Source organism: Polaromonas sp. P1_A2 (genome assembly GCF_056406895.1).
The window spans coordinates 410033-429721 of sequence record NZ_JBFTZI010000001.1; the positions used below are offsets into that span (position 1 = coordinate 410033).

19 protein-coding genes are annotated in these 19689 nt (G+C 67.5%); 13 read left to right on the forward strand and 6 right to left on the reverse strand.

The genetic code is table 11. The features are described from left to right. Positions 1 to 14: 14 nt before the first annotated feature. On the reverse strand, positions 15 to 1031 hold the full coding sequence (locus AC1D09_RS01965; protein ID WP_477663248.1) for a LysR substrate-binding domain-containing protein: 1017 nt from the start codon (positions 1029 to 1031) through the stop codon (positions 15 to 17). 156 nt (positions 1032 to 1187) lie between these two features. Here AC1D09_RS01965 and AC1D09_RS01970 point away from each other — a divergent pair, with 156 nt between their 5' ends. From AC1D09_RS01970 to hpaI, 5 genes are all read left to right on the forward strand, one after another. After that, positions 1188 to 2204: a tripartite tricarboxylate transporter substrate binding protein gene (locus tag AC1D09_RS01970; RefSeq protein ID WP_477663249.1), complete on the forward strand. Its 1017-nt coding sequence runs from the start codon at positions 1188 to 1190 to the stop codon at positions 2202 to 2204. 29 nt (positions 2205 to 2233) lie between these two features. After that, positions 2234 to 3793 (forward strand): UxaA family hydrolase, encoded by a 1560-nt coding sequence (locus AC1D09_RS01975; protein ID WP_477663250.1) that lies wholly within the window; start codon positions 2234 to 2236, stop codon positions 3791 to 3793. 156 nt (positions 3794 to 3949) lie between these two features. After that, entirely contained in the window at positions 3950 to 4951 is a 1002-nt protein-coding gene (locus AC1D09_RS01980; protein ID WP_477663251.1) for a Bug family tripartite tricarboxylate transporter substrate binding protein, read from the forward strand. Positions 4952 to 4955: 4 nt separating this feature from the next. Further along, positions 4956 to 5915 (forward strand): NAD(P)-dependent oxidoreductase, encoded by a 960-nt coding sequence (locus tag AC1D09_RS01985; RefSeq protein WP_477663252.1) that lies wholly within the window; start codon positions 4956 to 4958, stop codon positions 5913 to 5915. 46 nt (positions 5916 to 5961) lie between these two features. Next, positions 5962 to 6765: a 4-hydroxy-2-oxoheptanedioate aldolase gene (gene hpaI, locus AC1D09_RS01990; RefSeq protein WP_477663253.1), complete on the forward strand. Its 804-nt coding sequence runs from the start codon at positions 5962 to 5964 to the stop codon at positions 6763 to 6765. A 7-nt stretch (positions 6766 to 6772) separates the two neighbouring features. Here hpaI and amaB read toward each other — a convergent pair whose 3' ends face one another. From amaB to AC1D09_RS02005, 3 genes are read right to left on the reverse strand one after another with little or no spacing between them, the layout of a single operon-like run. Continuing rightward, the gene (gene amaB, locus AC1D09_RS01995; protein WP_477663254.1) at positions 6773 to 8284 is read right to left on the reverse strand and encodes an L-piperidine-6-carboxylate dehydrogenase; all 1512 of its coding nucleotides are present in this window, start codon (positions 8282 to 8284) and stop codon (positions 6773 to 6775) included. A gap of 30 nt (positions 8285 to 8314) precedes the next feature. Further along, positions 8315 to 9541, reverse strand: a complete 1227-nt coding sequence (locus tag AC1D09_RS02000) for an aminotransferase-like domain-containing protein (RefSeq protein WP_477663255.1) — start codon at positions 9539 to 9541, stop codon at positions 8315 to 8317. After that, positions 9538 to 10566: a 2-oxoadipate dioxygenase/decarboxylase family protein gene (locus AC1D09_RS02005; protein ID WP_477663256.1), complete on the reverse strand. Its 1029-nt coding sequence runs from the start codon at positions 10564 to 10566 to the stop codon at positions 9538 to 9540. Before AC1D09_RS02005 ends, AC1D09_RS02000 begins: the two co-directional genes overlap by 4 nt. 99 nt (positions 10567 to 10665) lie before the next feature. Between AC1D09_RS02005 and AC1D09_RS02010 the strand changes: the two genes are divergently transcribed. Further along, positions 10666 to 11562 (forward strand): LysR family transcriptional regulator, encoded by an 897-nt coding sequence (locus tag AC1D09_RS02010; protein WP_477663257.1) that lies wholly within the window; start codon positions 10666 to 10668, stop codon positions 11560 to 11562. A gap of 39 nt (positions 11563 to 11601) precedes the next feature. Here AC1D09_RS02010 and AC1D09_RS02015 read toward each other — a convergent pair whose 3' ends face one another. Together AC1D09_RS02015 and AC1D09_RS02020 are read right to left on the reverse strand one after the other, a co-directional pair. After that, the gene (locus AC1D09_RS02015; protein ID WP_477663258.1) at positions 11602 to 11886 is read right to left on the reverse strand and encodes a hypothetical protein; all 285 of its coding nucleotides are present in this window, start codon (positions 11884 to 11886) and stop codon (positions 11602 to 11604) included. A 53-nt stretch (positions 11887 to 11939) separates the two neighbouring features. Then, positions 11940 to 12761, reverse strand: coding sequence for an IclR family transcriptional regulator (locus AC1D09_RS02020; protein ID WP_477663259.1), 822 nt, complete (start codon positions 12759 to 12761; stop codon positions 11940 to 11942). 208 nt (positions 12762 to 12969) lie between these two features. On the opposite strand from AC1D09_RS02020, the gene AC1D09_RS02025 reads away from it, so the two are divergent. From AC1D09_RS02025 to AC1D09_RS02055, 7 genes are read left to right on the forward strand one after another with little or no spacing between them, the layout of a single operon-like run. Beyond that, a complete protein-coding gene (locus AC1D09_RS02025; protein ID WP_477663260.1) occupies positions 12970 to 14040 on the forward strand; it encodes an ABC transporter ATP-binding protein in 1071 nt (356 codons plus the stop codon). Next, positions 14037 to 14918 (forward strand): ABC transporter permease, encoded by an 882-nt coding sequence (locus AC1D09_RS02030; protein WP_477663261.1) that lies wholly within the window; start codon positions 14037 to 14039, stop codon positions 14916 to 14918. The genes AC1D09_RS02025 and AC1D09_RS02030 overlap by 4 nt, the downstream gene beginning before the upstream one ends. A 10-nt stretch (positions 14919 to 14928) precedes the next feature. Then, positions 14929 to 15723: an ABC transporter permease gene (locus tag AC1D09_RS02035; protein ID WP_477663262.1), complete on the forward strand. Its 795-nt coding sequence runs from the start codon at positions 14929 to 14931 to the stop codon at positions 15721 to 15723. Next, complete coding sequence (locus AC1D09_RS02040; protein ID WP_477663263.1) at positions 15720 to 16052, forward strand: (2Fe-2S)-binding protein; 333 nt, start codon at positions 15720 to 15722, stop codon at positions 16050 to 16052. Before AC1D09_RS02035 ends, AC1D09_RS02040 begins: the two co-directional genes overlap by 4 nt. After that, positions 16049 to 17431, forward strand: a complete 1383-nt coding sequence (locus AC1D09_RS02045; protein ID WP_477663264.1) for an FAD/NAD(P)-dependent oxidoreductase — start codon at positions 16049 to 16051, stop codon at positions 17429 to 17431. The genes AC1D09_RS02040 and AC1D09_RS02045 overlap by 4 nt, the downstream gene beginning before the upstream one ends. Then, positions 17428 to 18585 (forward strand): NAD(P)/FAD-dependent oxidoreductase, encoded by a 1158-nt coding sequence (locus AC1D09_RS02050; protein WP_477663265.1) that lies wholly within the window; start codon positions 17428 to 17430, stop codon positions 18583 to 18585. The genes AC1D09_RS02045 and AC1D09_RS02050 overlap by 4 nt, the downstream gene beginning before the upstream one ends. 33 nt (positions 18586 to 18618) lie before the next feature. Beyond that, positions 18619 to 19683, forward strand: a complete 1065-nt coding sequence (locus AC1D09_RS02055; RefSeq protein WP_477663266.1) for an ABC transporter substrate-binding protein — start codon at positions 18619 to 18621, stop codon at positions 19681 to 19683. Positions 19684 to 19689 lie beyond the last annotated feature (6 nt).

Below are 19689 nucleotides of genomic sequence, written 5' to 3' on the forward strand. Positions count from 1 at the left end.
GCAGGCCCCCATCCCTACCTTCCCCCAGCGGGGGAAGGAGTCACACGGACCCGCACCGGTTTGCGGTTCCCGCGAGCCTTGGCCCGCGGATCGGATTGCCGGATGGACTCCGCGGTCAGGCGCAGGCAGGCCATCAACTGCTCGCTGCTGGGCGTCAAGCGCCGGCCCCGCACGGTGATGAGCCCTATGGGCGGCAGTTCGATCGGAACCTCGATAGCCAGGACGTCGAACAAACCCTCCCGCTGGAAGTGCAGGGCGACCGAGCGCGCCAGGAATCCGGCCGCGTCACGCTGCTGCACAAAGGTGCTGAGCGCCAGGAAGGACGAGGTCTCGATGATGTCGCTGGGCGGGTTCAGGCCGTGGCGAAAAAAAGTCTGTTCGAGCTTTACGCGCAGCGATGCCCAGGGCGGTGGCAGCACACAGGGCATGCCGGCCAGGTCGTTCCAGCCCGGTTTTTTCTGGCGCATGAGCGCATGGCCGTGTTTGACCACGGCCACCATGGGCTCGTCGAACAGCGCCTCCGTCACCAGGTCGGGGGCGGCGTAGCCTGGCTCCAGGCGGCCGACGAACAGGTCCAGCTCGCCCATGCGCAGCCGCGGCAACAGCCGCGTCAGGTCACCTTCCTCGACCAGCACGGTTGCCAGGGTTGAACGCTGCTTGAGCAGCTTGACGGCGCCCGCCAGCAGAACGGGCATGGCCACCACCATGGCGCCCACACGCGTGCGTCCGGCCGCGCCGCTGGCCACCGCGGAAATCTCGTCGCGTGTGCGCTCATATTCGGCCAGCACCGAGCGGGCAAACCGGATCAGCGCCTGGCCGTTGGAGGTCGGTTCTGTCCCTCGGGTGGAGCGGTCGAACAGGGTGAGCTCGAGCATGCTCTCGACCTCGGAGAGCATTTTCGAGACGGCGGGCTGGCTGACCGACAGGAACTCGGCGGTCCGGCCCAGGTGGCGGAACTGGTCCAGCGCCACCAGCAGCTGCAGATGGCGCAGCTTGATGTTGGAACGCAGGGCGCGGTCTATCTGGGTCATGAATCATGTTAACCGAAAGGCTATGAAGCGATTCTGAAATTCGATTAGATTGTTATGAGGAAGCCGACAAGAATCGGGGAACAAGAAATGCGCAAAGCGGCAGCCACCGCCGCCGCACATACCGCGCGCAGCATCCACCCAGAGGCAGACAAACCCATGACAATTTCTCCCCAGGATTCCCTTTTCCCCTTCAGCGCCAGGCGCCGCAGCCTGCTGGTCGGCGGCGCCGCGCTCGGCGCCGCGGCGCTGGCCAAACCCCTGGGCGCCGCAGCCCAGGGCTATCCCGAGCGGCCCCTCACCTTCATCTGCCCCTGGCCCGCGGGCGGCACCGCCGACCAGTCCATGCGCGCCCTGTGCCAGGTCGCTTCGCGCGTGCTGGGCCAGGCCATCGCGGTGGAAAACAAGGTGGGCGCTTCCGGCATGATCGGTACCCGGGCCATGGCCTCCGCCAAGCCCGACGGCTACACCATCGGCCAGATCCCGATTTCCGTCACGCGCTTTTCGCAGCTGGGCACCTTGCAGCTGGACCCGCTCAAGGACCTGACCTACCTGGCCCGCACCTCGGGCCAGACTTTCGGCATGGCCGTCCCCGCGGAATCGCGCTTCAAGTCCTTGCAGGAGCTCGTCGCCTTTGCCAAGGCCAACCCCGGCAAGCTGACTTATGCCCACGCGGGCGTCGGCGGCGCCACGCACGTGGGCATGGAAGAGTTCGCGCTGGCCGCGGGCATCCAGTTCAACCATGTCCCCTACAAGGGCGGCGCCGAGGCCCTGCAGGCCGTGCTCGGCGGGCATGTGGACCTGCTGGCCGATTCCAGTTCCTGGGCGCCGCATGTTGAGGCGGGCAAGCTCAGGCTGCTGGCCACCTGGGGCGAACGCCGCGCTTCGCGCTTCAAGGACGCGCCCACGCTCAAGGAGTTGGGCTACAACGTCGTGGTCGATGCGCCCAACGGCATAGGCGCGCCCAAAGGCCTGGACCCGACCGTGGCCATGAAGCTGCGCGAGGCCTTTCGCGTGGCCGTGGCCAGCCCCGAGTTCAAGCAGGTGGCCGACAGGATAGATGCGCCCGTGCTGTATCTCGACGGCCCCGATTACGAAAAATACGTGGCCGCCATGTACCAGAAAGAAACCACCCTGATCGACAAGCTCAAGCTCAAGGAATTGATGAAGAGCTAGAAGCCCGGCGCCGAGCGCCGAAAGAAACCATGACCACCACCACGACCGCTTCTTTCCCCGGCTCCCCCGCCGCCAGCCCGCTGATACGCCTGCACGCCAACGACAACGTGCTGGTCGCCAAAACCGCGCTGTCGCTGGGCCAGGAACTGCCGGAAGCCGGCGCGCGCGCGCGGGCGCAGGTGCCGGCGGGGCACAAGGTCGCGGCCCGCCGCATCGCGCGGGGCGAGCGCATCCTGAAGTACGACACGGTGATCGGTGTGGCCGCCCGCGACATCGAGGCGGGCGACTATGTGCATTCGCACAATATGGCGCTGGTGGATTTTGAGCGCGACCCCGCTTTCGGGCAGGACGTGCGGCCGGTGGACTATGTGCCGCAGGCCGAGCGCGCCAGCTTCATGGGTTTTGTGCGCCCCGACGGCCGCGTCGGCACCCGTAATTTCATCGGCATCCTGTCCTCGGTCAATTGCTCGGCCACCGTCATCAAGAATATCGCGGCCCACTTCACGCCTGAGCGGCTGGCGGCCTTCCCCCATGTGGACGGCGTGGCGGCCTTCGCGCAGACCAGCGGCTGCGGCATGTCGTCCCCCAGCGAGCATTTCGACGTGCTGCGCCGCACCCTGGCCGGCTATGCGCGCCACCCCAACCTGGCCGGTGTGCTGATCGTCGGCCTGGGCTGCGAGCGCAACCAGGTGTCGTCGCTGGTGGAGTCGCAGGGCCTGGAGACCAGCAAGCTGATGCGCACGATGGTGATGCAGGAGGTCGGCGGCACCCGCGCCACGATAGAGGCCGGTATCGCCGCCGTTCTGGAGATGCTGCCTGAAGCGAATGCGGCCAGGCGCCAGCCTGTGCCGGCGAGCCACCTGAAGATAGGCCTGGAGTGCGGCGGCTCGGACGGTTTTTCCGGCATCACGGCCAACCCGGCGCTGGGCGCGGCCATGGACATCCTGGTGCGCCACGGCGGCACCGCCATCCTGTCGGAGACCCCTGAAATCCACGGCGTCGAATACATGCTCACCCGCCGCGCCGTCACGCCCGAAGTGGGGCAGAAGCTGCTGGACCGGCTGGCCTGGTGGGAAAAATACACGGCGGGCCACAACGCGCAGTTCAACGGTGTGGTCGGTCACGGCAACCAGGCCGGCGGGCTGGCCAATATTTTCGAGAAGTCGCTGGGCTCGGCCATGAAGGGCGGCACCACGCCGCTGCAGGCGGTCTATGAATATGCCGAGCCTATCACCCAGAACGGCTTTGTCTTCATGGACTCGCCCGGCTACGACCCGGTGGCCTCGACCGGCCAGATTGCCAGCGGTGCCAACCTGATCTGCTTTACCACCGGCCGGGGCTCCATGTTCGGCTCCAAGCCGGCGCCCACGATCAAGCTGGCCAGCAACACGGCCATGTTCAAGCGCCTCGAGGAGGACATGGACATCAACTGCGGCGCCATCCTGGACGGCGAGCTCGACGTCGCGCAGATGGGCCGGCGGATTTTTGAGGAGATCCTGCGCCACGCCTCGGGCGAGCCGACCAAGAGCGAGGCGCTGGGCCTGGGCGACCACGAATTTGTGCCCTGGCACCTGGGCATCGTCAGCTGAGCGGCGCAACAGCTGTCGACTGCGCTTGAAGCATCCCGCCAGGGGCTGCCCGACGGGCGGCACATGGCAAGCGGCCGGAGGGCCGGCCGAGGCGATCCGCCTGAAAGGCCCTCGAAGCGCCAGACCGTTTGAAAAATACACAAGGAGACAATGACCATGCCAAGCCTTACTCCCACCGTGCGGCGCATCGCCCGCCGCATGCTGCTGCTGGCGGCCCTGGCCGCCTGCGCGCTGAGCCCGGCGGCCCACGCGCAAAGCGACTATCCCAGCAAGCCGCTGACCCTGCTGGTGCCATACCCCGCCGGCGGTGCCAACGATGCCGTGGCACGCCTGGTGGGGCAAAAGATGGGCGAGAGCCTCAAGCAGCCGGTCATCATCGACAACCGCCCCGGTGCCGGCACCACCGTCGGCACCGCCGCGGCGGCCAAGGCCGCTCCCGACGGCTACACGCTGGTGCTGGGCTCGCTGGCGAGCCACGCGGTCAGCCCGCATCTCTATGCCAAGCCCGGTTATGACGCCATCGCCGACTTCACCCCCGTGGGCACCATAGGCGTGGTGCCCATGGTGCTGATCGTCGCCAAGGAGTCGCCCTACACCGACCTGCGCTCGCTGGTCGAAGCCGCGCGGCGCCAGCCGAATACGCTGAACTATGGTTCCGCCGGCAACGGCTCGCCGCTGCACCTGGCGGCCGAGCTGTTCAAGCAGAGCGCGCATATCCAGATCAGCCATGTGCCCTACAAGGGCGGCAACGCGCACACCATGGACCTGTTGGGCGGCCGGCTCGACATGATCCTGGATACCTTGACCAGCGCCGCGCCGCTGATCAAGGGCGGCAAGGTCCGGGCCCTGGCCGTCGCGGCGCCCTCACGCCTGCCCGAGCTGCCGGGTGTCCCCACTTTTTCGGAGGCGGGCTACCCCGGCTTTGAAGTCAATGCCTGGTATGCGCTGTACGCACCCGCCAAGACCAGCAAGGAAGTCATCAGCCGCCTCAACGCGACGCTTGTCGCCGTGCTCAAGCAGCCCGACGTTCTGGAAAAATTCGGCAACCTGGGCGTGCGGACCCAGCCCGGCGCGCCGCAAGACCTGGCCCGCTTTACCCAGGACGAATGGGACCGCTATGGCAAGCTCATTACGGCCAGCGGCATCCGCATAGACTGAGCCCATGGATTCCAACTTCCAGGTTCTCGTCACCGCTGCCCACTGGGCCTCGTCCGCGCAAGACATCGTGCGCGGCGCGGGCGGGCAGATCACTTTTCTGCCCGATCCCGTAACTGAAGACGTACTGGCGGCTCAGCTGGCGGCCACAGGCGCGCAGGCTGTGGTGCTACGGGGCTCCAAGCCCATTTCGGCGCGCGTGCTGGCCGCCGCCCCGGCGCTGAAGATCGTCGCCAAGAACGGCGCGGGCGTGGACAGCGTGGACCTGGCCGCCGCCCGCCAACGCGGCGTCGCCGTCGCCGTGGCGCCCGCCGCGAATGCCGATGCCGTGGCTGAGCACGCGCTGGCGCTCATGCTCTCGCTCACACGGCAATTGCCTTTGCTCGACAACATGGTGCGCGGCGGTCGCTGGGCCGACGGCAGTTGGCAAGGGCGCGATTTCCGCGGTGCCGTGGTTGGCATCGTGGGCTACGGCAGCATAGGCCGCAGCACGGCGCGGCTTGCCGCCGCGCTGGGCGCCCGGGTGCTGGTGTTGCGCCCCCATGGGCAGGCGGACAGCCATGCCACAGAGCCCGACCTGGACCGCTTTCTGGCACAGGTCGACATCCTGAGCCTGCACTGCCCGCTGACCGAACGCACACGCGGCCTGATAGGCCGGCGCGAGCTGTCGCTCATGCGGCGCGGCGGCCTGCTCATCAATACGGCGCGCGGCCCCGTCGTGGACGAAGCGGCGCTGCTGGAGGCCTTGCAGTCCGGCCAGCTGGAGGGTGCCGGGCTGGATACCTTTGACACCGAGCCGCTGCCGGCCGGCCACCCGCTACTGGCGTTGCCCAATGTGCTGCTCACGCCGCATGTCGCGGGCGTCACCCGCGACGCGGCCCTGCAGGTGGCGAACATCACCGCGCGTAACATCGTGGATTACCTGGCCACCGGCACCTTGCCCGCCCATCACCTCGTGGCGGCTTGAGCCGGTCCGGCCGCTCCTTTATTTCCCGACCCGACCTGACACTTCCATGCCCGCCAACAATCCCTTCAAAACCGCTCTCGCTGCCCGCCGGCCCCAGGTGGGTCTGTGGCTTTCCATGGCCGATCCCTACCTCGCCGAGGTCAGCGCCACGGCCGGCTTCGACTGGCTGTTGATCGACGGCGAACATGCCCCCAACGATGTGCGCAGCACACTGGCTTCGCTGCAGGCCGTGGCGCCCTACCGCGCGCAGCCCGTGGTGCGCGCGGTGGCCGGCGAGGTGCCACTGATCAAGCAATTGCTGGACATAGGCGCACACAACCTGCTGATTCCCATGGTCGACACGGCCGAGCAGGCGCGCGCCATGGTCAGCGCCACACGCTATCCGCCGCTGGGCATCCGCGGCGTCGGCAGCGCCGTGGGGCGTGCTTCGCGCTGGAGCGCGCGCACCGATTACCTCGACGCAGCGGACGACGAAGTCTGCCTGCTGGTGCAGGCGGAAACCGTGACAGCCCTGGGCAACCTGGAGGCGATTTGCGCGGTGGAGGGCGTGGACGGCGTTTTTATAGGACCGGCCGACCTGGCCGCCTCCATGGGCCACCGCGGCAAGCCTGGCCACCCCGAGGTGCAGGCTGCGATCGAGGGTGCCATGAAAATCATCATCGCTTCGGGCAAGGCGGCGGGCACACTGACCTCGGACCCGGCGCTGGCCAGGCGTTATCTCGCGCTGGGCTGCACGTTTGTGGCCGTCGGCGTCGACGTCCTGGTCTATGCCAACGCCGCCAGGCGCCTGGCTTCGGACCTTGTGCCATCCGGCGCCGTGCAGCCGGCCGCGCCCGGCGCGGCCTACTGACTAGATATCAAATATCAAAGCGTATGCCCTGGGCCAGCGGCAGGCTTGAGCCGTAGTTGACGGTATTCGTCGCGCGGCGCATATAGGCCTTCCACGAATCGGATCCCGACTCGCGGCCGCCGCCGGTTTCTTTCTCGCCGCCGAAGGCGCCGCCTATCTCGGCGCCGCTGGTGCCTATGTTGACGTTGGCGATGCCGCAGTCCGAGCCGCGCGCCGAGGTGAAGAGCTCGGCCTCGCGCAGGTCCTGCGTGAAGACGGCCGATGACAGGCCGTGCGCCACCGCGTTGTTCATCGCGATCGCGTCCTCAAAGCTGTCGTAAGGCACGACGTAGAGGATGGGCGCGAAGGTCTCGTGCAGCATGGGGCCGGCCTGCTCTTTCAGTTCCACAATCGCAGGGCGCACATAGTGGGCCGTGCCCTCGCCGGGCTGCTTGTCGCCGAAGTGCACCTGGGCGCCCAGCGTTTTGGCTTCGGCCAGGGCAGACTGCATGGCGTCGAACGCGCGGCCGTCTATCAGCGGGCCGACCAGCGTGCCGTCTTTGAGCGGGTTGCCTATGGGCAGGCGTTCAAACACGGCGACCAGGCGTTTGACCAGTTCCGGGTAGATGGAGCGGTGCACGATGAGGCGGCGCAAGCTGGTGCAGCGCTGGCCGGCGGTGCCGGCGGCCGCGAAGGCTGCGCCGCGCACCACGAGTTCCAGGTTGGCCGAAGGGGCGACGATGGCCGCGTTGTTGCCGCCCAGTTCCAGCAGCGAGCGCTTGAACAGGCCCGCGCAGGTGATGGCCACGTTTTTGCCCATGGCGGTGGAGCCGGTGGCGCTGACCAGCTTGACGTGCGGGTGATTCACCAGCGACTCGCCGGTGGCGCGTTCGCCTATCAGCAACTCGCTCAGGCCTTCGGTGGCCAGGCCCAGGTCTTTGGCCGTCTGCAGCAGCAGGCCGTTGAGCGCGATGGCCGACAGCGGGGTTTTTTCCGAAGGTTTCCAGGCCAGGGTGTTGCCGCAGACCAGGGCCAGCGCGGCATTCCAGGCGAATACCGCCATCGGGAAGTTAAAGGCCGAGATGATGCCGACCACGCCCACGGGGTGCCAGGTTTCCAGCAGCTTGTGGTCGGGGCGCTCGCTGGCAATCGTCAGGCCGTACAGCTGGCGCGACAGGCCCACCGCGAATTCGCAGATGTCTATGACCTCCTGCACCTCGCCCAGGCCTTCCTGCAGGATCTTGCCGGTTTCCAGCGAGATCAGCTGGCCCAGCTCGGCCTTGTGGCGGCGCACGGTTTCGCCGAAGGCGCGCACCAGCTCGCCGCGCTTGGGCGCGGGCACGTTGCGCCATTCGAGAAAACGCTGCTGGGCGGTGTTGAGCGCGCTGTCCACCTCGGCGGCGCTGTGCACGGCCACGCGGGCCAGCTGGCTGCCGTCTATGGGTGTGGCCACGGTGATGGCCGAGGCCGCCTTGCTGTTCAGTTCAGCGGCGAGGCCCAGGGCTTTGAAGAGGGATGAAACGTCGTTGGCGTGACTCATGATGAAGTCCTTTCTTGGTGTGTCTTGAAATCAGTTGTTCGCGGCTTTGGCGGCAAGCTCGCGCAGGCCGCGGCCCAGGCGTTCGGCGCCCTGCCGCAGCGCCTGGTGCGCGGGGTTGGCAAAACTCAGGCGCAGCCAGGGCTGTGCGGCGCCGCTGATGCTGAAGGCCGCGCCCGGCACCACCAGCACCTGGTTGGCGAGGCCGAAGTCCACCCAGGCCTGGGTGGACAGCAAGGGCATGCTCGCGGGCAGCTTTGCCCATATGAACATGCCGCCTTGCGGCTTGTCAAATTCAAGCAAGCCGCCGCAATGCGTGCGCAAGGCCTGGTCCAGCGTATCGCCTTTCGCGGCATACGCCGGGCGCAGCATGTCCAGGTGCGATGCCAGGCGTCCGGAAGCCAGCATGAGCGCCAAGGTCAATTGCTCCAGCGATCCGCTGTGCACATCGGCCGCCTGTTTGGCCAGCACCACGCCGCGCGCGATGTCGGTCGGCGCAAGCAGCACACCCAGGCGCAGGGCCGGGGCGACCACCTTGGAGTAGCTGGTCATGTAAGCGACCTGCGCGGGCGAGCCGGCCTGCTGGTTCAGTTGCGCGAGTGAGGGCGGCGGCGCCGCGCCAAACCAGAGTTCTCCGTAGGGATCGTCCTCGAGCAGCGTCACGCCGTATTGCGCGGCCAGTTCCAGCAGGCGCAGGCGGCGCGCCAGCGGCATCACGGCGCCGGTCGGATTGGCGAAGTTGGGAACCACATACAGCACGCGCGGGCTTTCGGCCCGCAGCAGGGCTTCGAGCTTTTCGACGTCCATGCCTTGCGCATCGGTCGGCACTTCCACGAGGCGCGCGCCCGCGAAGCGAAAAGCCTGCAGTGCGGCGGGATAGTTAAAGGATTCCACGGCCACGCCTTCGCCGGGCTCGACCAGCACGCGCGCGAGCAGGTCTATGGCCTGCTGCGAGCCGCTGGTGATCAGCACGTCCTCCGTTTGCGCCGTGAGGCCGCGTCCCTGCAGCAGCGCCGCGCTGGCTTCGCGCAGCGCGGGCAGGCCTTCGGTCGCGCCGTATTGCAGGCTGCGCCCTTGCAGCGTGCCCGCTACTTCCAGCAGCGATTCGCGCAGCCACTCGGCCGGCAGCAGCGCCGGGTCGGGGTGGCCGCCGGCCAGCGACACCATGCCCTCACGGCCGGCCAGCGCCAGCATGGCGCGTATCGGCGAGCCGCTGGCCTGCGCGTAGAGCGGGCGCAGCGGCCCGCGCGCGGCGGTCATGCGCGGGCGGCCGTCATGCCAAAAATGCCGGTGGCATTGCCGGCGTCAAAAGCCAGGTCCAGGCGCGGCTGCACCGGGTCGTTGGCCGCGCCGGCCGTGTGTAAGGTATCGCGCGTGATGAATTCATAAAACGAGCCGGGCACTTCGCGCCAGACGCGGCCTTCGGGCGTGATGAAGTCGCGCTGCACGCCCGCGGCGCGAAAGGCCGTCTGGCGCACGCGGCCGCTGGCGGAGACTTCGACCTTGTCCTTGATGGGCCGGCCCAGCGCGCGCTGGCGTGCCGCCACCGCGTCCACGTCGTCCACGCGGTCGGTCGCGTGGTTGAAGGCATTGCCCTCGGTGGAAATCCAGGCCATCTCGGCGGATTCGGCCAGCAGCAGTTCGTAGTCGTCCATCGCGAACACGCCGTGCTGGCGGTCAAAGCATTGCAGCAGCTGCGGCAGCAGGCGCAGCGCCTGCGCCAGCGGCAGCACGCCGTCGCGCGTGAGCTGCTCCAGGTCGGCAATGTCCTGCGGGTCCAGCGGGTCGCGCGAGGTCGACAGCACGCGCGTGACGGCGGACTGGAAGGGCGCGGAGAACTGCTCGGGATGCAGCTCGGAGACAAAAAACTGCGCGATCTCTTCGGGGAAATCGCGGTGGCTGTAGGCGCGGCCCGTCATCTTCAGGCGCGGCAGCGGGTAGGTGCCCTGCAGCTCAAAACCCAGCGGGCGCAGCACGCGCGTGAAGGCCGCCTCGCCGGCCGGCAGGGCGCCGCTGGGCCAGCGCACGGTGCGCAGCGCGCCGTGGTCGAACACCACCTTGCGCTGTTGGCCCAGCACGTCGCTGGCGATGTAGTCCTGCCCGGCCGGCACCCGCTGCACCAGGCCGTGGAACAGCGCCATATTCAGCGCCTGGGCCAGCTCCGCGCGGCTTACGCTGCCCGTCGCGGCTTGCTGCAGGCCGGGATGGACGTACATCTGTTCATGGATGGCTTGAACGGCTTCGGGCGGAAGGCAGGCGGCGAGCAGCTTCTGGAGGAGGGTCATGTCAGGCGTATTTATGGCGGGTGAAAGCCGGATTTTCGGCAGTTTCAACCATGCGCACAAAGGATCAATTTCGATGGATGCATGAGATATATTCATGTCATGCGCCGAAAAATCCCCTCCACCCAGGCCCTGCTGGCCTTTGAGGCAGCCGCCCACCGCGGCAGCTTTACCCTGGCGGCGCAAGACCTGTCGGTCAGCCAGAGCGCGGTCAGCCACCAGATCCTGGGACTGGAGCAGGAACTGGACGTGAGCCTGTTCCGCCGCCTGCCGCGCCAGCTGGAATTGACCGACGCCGGCCGCTCGCTGCTGGCGCGGGTCAGCCCGGCGCTGGATGCGCTGGAAGCCGCGATGCTGGACCTGGTCTCGTCCAAAGGCGAGGGCGGCACGCTGGAGCTGGGCGTGGTGCCCACTTTTGCGACCAAGTGGCTGATCCCGCGCATGCCGTCCTTCCTGAAGGCGCATCCGCATGTGACCTTGAACCTGGCCACGCGCTTGCAGCCCTTCGACTTTTCATTGACGGGGCTGGACGCCGCAATCCACTACGGCCGGCCCGACTGGCCGGGCACGGAATCGGAATACCTGATGGGCGAGGACAGCGTGGTGGTCTGCAGCCCGGCATTGATCAAGGAGCGCCGGCTGCGCGAGCCGGCCGACGTGCTCAATTTCACCCTGATCCACCAGAGCACGCGCCCGCACGCCTGGCGCGACTGGTTCCAGCTGGCCGGCATTGACGACGCGCAGGGCGCCGGTGCCGGCCCCAAGTACGAGCTGTTCTCCATGATCGCGCAGGCCGTCAAGGCCGGCCTGGGCCTGGCCGTGCTGCCGCGCTTCCTGGTGGCCGACGACATCGCCGACGGCACGCTGGCCGTGCCCTTTGAGCTCTCGCTGAGTTCGGACTTCGCCTACTACCTGGTCTGGCCTTCGCAAAAGACCAGCTGGCGGCCCTTGGTGCAGTTGCGAGAATGGCTGCGCGAGCAATCGGCTTCGTTGAAGTGAACGAACGGCGAGCAGGTCGCCGCGTGCCTGGGCCGGTCTTTAATCGGCTTTCTTTCCCGATGTCCATAACTGCACGAGGCCGAGCATCAGCAGCAGCGTTCCCAGGGCCATCCAGATCCCGACAAGTCCACGCGGCCCCATCACCTCGAAAGTCCAGGTTTGTGTCCAGGCCCATTTACCCATAAAGGGCGGAACGGAAGGTGTGAGCCATTCCGCCCAGGCCAGGCAAAACGAGATCGCCGCAAGCCCCAGCTTGAAGACTGCCCATTCTTTGACTGAAAGGATCGCACGTTGCTTCTTGGCGAGTTTGTTGTCGTTATCCATGAGGCCTTTTCATTCTTAGTGGCGTGGAGAAGGATTGCAACGTCAAGAGTGTCTCAGGCCTTGTCGGCCGGGGCCAAACTCTGCGCGGGCCGCCGCAAGGTGCTGTCAAACGGATTGATCTGCGCGCCTATGGCCGTGGCCTCGCGCTTGAGCAACTCCACCACCGTGGGCAGGCGGTCCGGGCTCAGGCGCGAGGAAATCGTGCCCACGCTGAGCGCGGCGACGGCGCGGCCGTCGCGGTCCAGCACCGGCACGCCGACGCCGGCCATGCCGTCCAGCAGGTTGGTGTTGCGCCCGGCGTAGCCGAGCTCGCGCACGCGCTCGATCTCGGTGCGCAGGTAGACCTCGTCATACACGCCGAACTCGCGCACGCGCGGCAGGTTGTAGCGGATCACTTCCTCGCGTTCGGTTTCGGGCAGAAAGGCCAGGATGGCCAGGCTGCCCTGGCCCATGCCCAGGGCCACACGCCCGCCTATGTCGCCGGTGAAAGAGCGTATCGGGAAGGGCCCCTCGCTGCGGTCCAGGCAGACCGCGTCAAAGCCGCTGCGCACCAGCAAAAAGATGGTGTCGCCCAGGCTGGCGCACAGGCGCAGCATGGACGGCCGGCACAGGCCGCGCAGGTCCATGGCGTTGCCGGCCTGGGCGGCCAGCGCAAAAAATTCGATGCTCAAACGGTAGAGCTTGGAGCCGGCTTCCTGCTCCACCACACGCTCGGCCACCAGGCTTTGCAGGATGCGGTGGGTGGTGGCCTGGGTCAGGCCCGTGGACTTGGCGATGTGGGTGATGCGCCCGCCCTTGGCCTGGGTCGCCGCCAGCGCGCGAATGATGGAAAAGGCGCGCTGCACGCTGCTGGAGCTATTGTCTTCGTCTTTCACAGCCTCTCCTTTGGCGGAATCCGTATTGGCTCAAGTGTATATAAATTCCGTTAAACGGAATAAATCAAATAAAGATATCTCTATACGGAATAACCTATTGACGATTTTTTCGTACATGCCCTAGCATGAAGTCATCAAGGTGTCACCGTTTTGTACGTCGTTTGGTACGTGCGGCGCTGGCCACCCCCTTGTTGCAGAGGTGCTCCCCATGTCCTTTTTGACCCTGGCGAATGTGAACAAGTCCTATGGCGCGACGCGTGCCGTGGCCGACATGAACCTGTCGGTGGACAAGGGCGAATTCGTCTCGCTGCTGGGCCCCTCGGGCTGCGGCAAGACCACCACCTTGCAGATGATCGCGGGCTTTTGCGAGGTCACGTCCGGCCAGGTCACGCTGGACGGCCGCGACATCACCCATGCCAAACCCAATTCGCGCGGCCTGGGCATCGTGTTCCAGAGTTATGCGCTGTTCCCGCACATGAGCGTGTACGACAACGTGAGCTTCGGCCTGGAGATGCGGCGGGTTCCCAAGGAAGAGCGCACCGAACGCGTGAAGGCCGCGCTGGCCCTGGTGCACCTGGAGGGGCACGCTCATCGCTACCCGCGCGAGCTTTCGGGCGGGCAGCGCCAGCGCGTGGCCTTGGCGCGCGCCCTGGTGATTCAGCCGCCCGTGTTGCTGCTCGACGAGCCGCTGTCCAACCTGGACGCCAAGCTGCGCGAGGAAATGCAGTTCGAGCTGCGGCAGATCCAGCGCAAGGTCGGCACCACCACCATCATGGTCACGCACGACCAGACCGAGGCCATGTCCATCAGCGACCGTGTGGTCGTCATGGAAGCCGGCCGCGTCACGCAGATCGACCAGCCGCACCGGCTCTATGAACACCCGCAGACCCGCTTTATCTCGAACTTTGTCGGCAAGGCCAATTTGCTCGAAGGCCGCGTAGCGGCCACCGGCCCCTGGACCACGGTGAATGTGGGCGGCAATGTGCCGGTCGAAGTCGAGGCCGCCGGCGTGTCGCAGGGCGATGCGGTGGTGCTGAGCCTGCGCCCCGAAAAAATCCGCCTGGTGCACGAGGCCCAGGGCCGCATAGGCGGCACGGTCAAGGAGCGCTTCTTCCTGGGCAGCCAGTGGCTCTACCAGGTGTCCACCGCGGCCGGCCAGCTTGCGGTGGTCTGCCCCAACGACGGCACTGCGCCGGCCGAAGAGGGCGCCAACGTGGGCCTGGACTGGGCCGCGCAACAGGTGCGCCTGCTGCCCGGCGCGCAAGGGGTGCCGGCATGAGCGGCGCCGCCGCGGCTGCTGCGCCCCGGGCAAGCGCCTCGCGCGCGCCCTGGCTGCTGTCGGCGCCGGCTTTCACGCTGTTCGCCTGCCTGCTGCTGGTGCCGCTGGCGCTCACGGCGGTGCTGTCCTTCCAGGTCTTCGACCACGCCACCGGCGTCAAGAACAGCTTCACGCTGGCGCATTACGCCGCCGTGCTGACGGACGACTATTACCACGGCATCTTCTGGCGCACGCTGTGGATTTCGGCGCTGACCACGCTGATCTGCGTTCTGGTGGGCGCGCCCGAGGCCTATGTGCTGAGCCGCATGCGCAGCCCCTGGCGCTCGATTTTGCTGCTGGTGGTGCTGGCGCCGCTGCTGGTCTCGGTGGTGGTGCGTGCCTTCGGCTGGAGCATGCTGCTGGGCCCCGAGGGCGTGGTCAACCAGCTCATGCGCGCCGTCGGCCTGCCGTCCATGCGCATCCTTTACACCGAAGGGGCCGTGGTCATCGCGCTGGTGCACGTGATGCTGCCTTTTATGGTGATCCCGGTGTGGACCTCGCTGCAAAAGCTGGACCCGGGCGTGGAAGACGCGGCGCTGTCGCTGCAGGCCTCGCACTTCACCACCTTGCGCCGCATCATCTTTCCGCAGGTGCTGCCGGGCGTGCTCTCGGGCAGCCTGATCGTTTTCGGCCTGAGCGCCAGCGCCTTCGCGATTCCGGGCCTGCTGGGCGGGCGGCGCCTGAAGATGGTGGCCACCGTGGTCTATGACGAATACCTGCACGAACTCAACTGGCCGCTGGGCGCGGCGATCGCGCTGACCCTGCTGCTGGCCAACCTGGCCATCATGCTGAGCTACAACCGCGTGCTCGAGCGCTCCTACAAAAAATCACTCGGATAAGGAGCGCGCCATGTCCAAAAACGGTCCCCTCGCGCTGCTCTTCAATGCGCTGGTCATCGCCTTCATGCTGGCGCCGCTGGTCATCGTCTGCGTGGTGGCTTTCACGCCGGGCAACACGCTGGCCATCCCGACCACGGAGTTTTCCCTGCGCTGGTTCCGCGCGGTGTTCGCGCATTCGGACTTTGTGCAGTCCTTCAAGAACAGCCTCTGGCTGGCCTGGATTTCGGCCACGCTGGCGACCGTGCTGGCCGTGCCGGCCGGGCTGGCGATCGCGCGCCATACTTTCCCCGGCCGCGATTTCCTCAACGGCCTGTTCCTCTCGCCGCTCATCATTCCGCACCTGGTGCTGGGTGTGGCGCTGCTGCGCACCTTCTCGCTGATAGGCGCGACCGGCAGCTTCTTCTGGCTGGCGCTCGCGCACGTGGTCATCATCACGCCCTATGTGCTGCGCCTGGTGCTGGCCTCGGTGGAGGGCAGCGACCGCAGCGCCGAGCAGGCGGCCCTCTCGCTGGGCGCGAGCCAGGCCACGGTGTTCACCCGCGTCACGCTGCCCATGATTTTGCCCGGCGTCACCGGCGGCTGGCTGCTGGCCTTTATCAACAGCTTTGACGAGGTGACCATGTCCATCTTCGTCACCGCGCCTTCCACCGTGACGCTTCCGGTGCGCATGTATATGTACGCGACCGAGTCCATAGACCCGCTGATGGCGGCGGTCTCCGCGCTCATGGTGGCGCTGACCGCGGTGGCCATGCTGGTGCTGGACCGCATCTATGGCCTTGACAAGATTCTGGTGGGACACAAATGACGCCATCCGACGAAACCCCCGGTGCGGCCGGGAAATCCAGGGCATTGCTGCAGCGCGTGGCCGAAGGCGGCCGCAAGCCCGTGGGCTTTGTGCTCAACGGCCAGCCGCTCACGGCGCTGGCCGGCGACACGGTGCTGACGGCGGTGCTCACGCACAGCGCGCGGCTGCGTTTCAGTGAATTCAGCGGTGAGCCGCGCGCCGGCTTTTGCCTGATGGGCGCCTGCCAGGACTGCTGGGTCGCCACCGAGTCGGGCAAGCGCCTGCGCGCCTGCGGCACCTTCATCGAAGAAGGCATGCGGCTGGTGACCGGCGCGGAGGGGCTGGCATGAGCGTGCGGCCTGTCATTGTGGGTGCCGGCCCGGCCGGCGTGCGCGCGGCCCAGGCCCTGGTGGCGCACGGCCTGCGGCCGGTGGTGGTGGACGAAGCACCGCGCTGGGGCGGGCAGATTTACCGCCAGCCGCCCGAGGGGTTCACGCGGCCCAAAGAGGCGCTTTATGGTTTTGAGGCCGGGCGCGCCCATGCGCTGCACGGCGCGATGGCGGCCATCCTGGACAAGGTCGACTACCGGCCCGACACCCTGGTCTGGAGCGCCGAAGGCGGCAAGCTGGACCTGTTGCACCAGGGCGCGATGAGCACCTTGCCCTATAGCCATCTCATCGTCGCCACCGGCGCGACGGACCGCGTGCTGCCCTTTCCGGGCTGGACGCTGCCCGGTGTCTACACGCTGGGCGCCGCGCAGGTGGCGCTCAAGTTCCAGGGCTGCGCCATCGGCTCGCGCGTGGTCTTTGCCGGCACCGGACCGCTGCTGTACCTGATCGCCTACCAATATGCCAAGGCCGGTGCCAAGGTCGCGGCGGTACTCGATACCGCAAGCTTCGCGGACAAGGCCGCCGCCGTGCCCGCCATGCTGCGCCAGCCGGCGCTGCTGGCCAAGGGCCTGTATTACCTGGGCTGGCTGCGCGCACACGGCATTGCGGTGCACCAGGGCGTGGAGCTGGCCGCTGCCGAGGGCGGCGAGCGCGTGCAGGCCATGCATTGGCGCAAGGCCGGCCGCGAGCACCGCATCGCCTGCGACGCCGTGGGCTTTGGCTACGCGCTGCGCTCGGAGACACAGCTGGCCGACCTGCTGGGCTGCCGCTTTGCCTATGACGACCTGCAGCGCGGCGCGCTGCCCGAGCGCGATGCGGCCGGGCGTTCCAGCGTGGCCGGCGTTTACCTGGCCGGCGACGGCGCCGGCATCATGGGCGCCGATGCGGCCGAGTGGGCTGGCGAGCGCGCGGCGCTGGCCCTGCTGGCCGATACCGGGCAGCTCATGGACAACTCGCGCGCCTTGTGGCTGGAGCAGCGCCTGGCGCGCGTCGCCGCGTTTCGCCGGGGGCTGGAGCGCGCCTTTCCTTTTCCGGACGGCTGGGCCGCGGCCGCGCCCAATGAGCTGGTGGTGTGCCGCTGCGAGGAAATCACGGCGGGGCAATTGCGCCGCTGCGTGGCCGATACCGGCGCGCGCGAGATGAACCGCCTCAAGGCGCTGACGCGCGTCGGCATGGGCCGCTGCCAGGGCCGCAGCTGTGGTGTCGCGGCCGCCGAGATTCTTGCGCAGGCTTGCGCCGCACAGCCAGGTGCCGTGGGCCGCCTGCGCGGCCAGTCACCGATCAAGCCCTTGCCGTTTTCGGCCATGGCCGCGCCGGCGCCCCGGCAGGAGGCCGCATGATGGAGCGCATCACGGCTGACGTGGCGATTGTGGGCGGCGGCATCATGGGTGCGTCGGCCGCGCTGTTCTTGCGCCGCATGGGTTTTACGGTGGTGCTGCTCGAGCGCGACCTTTGCGGCTCGCGCTCCAGCGGCGTGAACTACGGCGGCGTGCGCCGCCAGGGCCGGCCGGCCAGCCAGCTGCCGCTGTCGCAGCGCGCGCAAGGCCTGTGGGCGCGCCTGCCCGAACTGATAGGCACGGACGGCGAATACATCCAGTCCGGCCACCTGAAGATCGCACGCAGCGAGGCCGATCTGGCTTCGCTGGAAAGCTACCGCGAGCGCACCCAGGAATTCGGCATGGATTTGCGCATGCTGTCCACGCGCGCCTTGCGTGAGCGCTGCCCCTGGCTGGGCCGGGCCGCCGTCGGCGCCTCGCTGTGCCCGGGCGACGGCCAGGCCAACCCGCGCCTGGTGTCGCCGGCCTTCGCGCTGGCCGCGCACAGGCTGGGCGCCCACATCCGCGAGCAGACCCGTGTGGACGAGATCGCGCGCGACGGGGAGGTTTTTGTGCTGCGCTCGGGCGATGCGCTGGAAGTGCGCGCCAAACATCTGCTCAACTGCGCCGGCGCCTGGGCGGACCGCATCGCCGCGCAATTCGGCGAGACCGTGCCCATGGAGTCCGGCCACCCCGAGATGGCGGTGACTGAGCCGCTGCCCGTCTTCATGGACCTGAGCCTGGGCGTGGAAGGCGGCGGCGTCTACGCCCGCCAGGTGGCGCGCGGCAACTGCGTCATAGGCGGCGGCCGGGGTTATGCGCTGGACGACCAGCGCGCCCGCGTGCAGCGCAGCGGCCTGGCCGGCCTGATGCAGCAGACCGTCGAGCTGCTGCCGGCGCTGAAGAACGCCCACATCATCCGCACCTGGAGCGGCACCGAAGGCTACCTGCCGGACCGCCTGCCGGTGCTGGGCCCCAGCGCCACCACACCGGGCCTGATTCATGCATTCGGTTTTGCCGGCGGCGGCTTCCAGCTGGGGCCGGGGGTTGGTGCGGTGCTGGCCGACCTGGTCTGCGAAGGCCGCAGCGCCACGCCGATAGACGCTTTTTCGATTCAACGTTTTTCCGCCAGCCCGCGTGCGGCAACCACCGGGCCTGCCTCTTTCACTGTTGTCTAGTTTTTTCTTCACCCACGCTACCAGGAGTTTTCCATGAACATCTTCCCGCGATTCCCGACCGCCCGCGCCACCGCCGTGTCGCTTGCCGTTCTTGCCGGCCTGGCCGGCGGCAACGCCATGGCCCAGACCAAGACGCTGTACATAGGCATGAACGGCGGCACCATGGAAAAAACCTATACCGAGCATGTTTTCGGCGCCTTCGAGAAAGCCAACAACGTCAAGGTCGTGGTCGTGCCCGGCACCTCCTCGGACATCCTGGCCAAGGCCCAGGCCAACAAGGACAACCCGCAGATGCACGTGATGTTCCTGGACGACGGCATCATGTACCGCGCCATCGGCATGGGCTTGTGCGAAAAAATGCAGGCCAGCCCGGCGCTGAACGACCTGTTCCCGACCGCGCGCTTCAAGGGCGACATGGCCGCCGGCGTCAACATCGGCATGACCGGCATCGCCTACAACAAGAAGATGTTCAGCGAAAAAGGCTGGGCGCCGCCCACCTCGTGGATGGACATGGCCAACCCCAAGTACAAGGGCAAGGTGGTGTTCCAGTCGCTGTCCTCGTCGACCTTCGGCCTGCACGGCTTCCTGCTGTTCAACCGCATCCAGGGGGGCAACGACAAGAACGTGGAGCCCGGCTTCAAGGCCTGGCCCACCACCATTGGCCCGAATGTGCTGGAGTACATCCCGAGCTCGGCCAAGCTCGCCGAAATGGTGCAGACCGGCGAAGCCGCGATGTTCCCGCTCACGCCCACCGCGGTCGGCGTGCTCAAGGACAAGGGCCTGCCCGTGGAATACGTGCAGCCCAAGGAAGGCTCGGCCGTGCTGACCGTCGGTGAATGTGTGATCGCCAAGAACAGCGAACCGGCGCTGGCCCACAAGCTGGCTCAGTACCTGCTGTCGCCCGAAGCCCAGGCCGCCGCGCTGGAGTTCGGCGACCAGATCCCGTCCAACCCCAAGACCAAGGCCGGCGGCAAGGCCGGCGCGCTGGTGGCGCAGATGAACGAGTACATGAAGACCGCGACCACGGTGGACTGGGACGCGATCAATGAAAACCGCCCGGCCTGGAACGCGCGCTGGAACAAGACGGTCGAGCGCTAAGCTTTC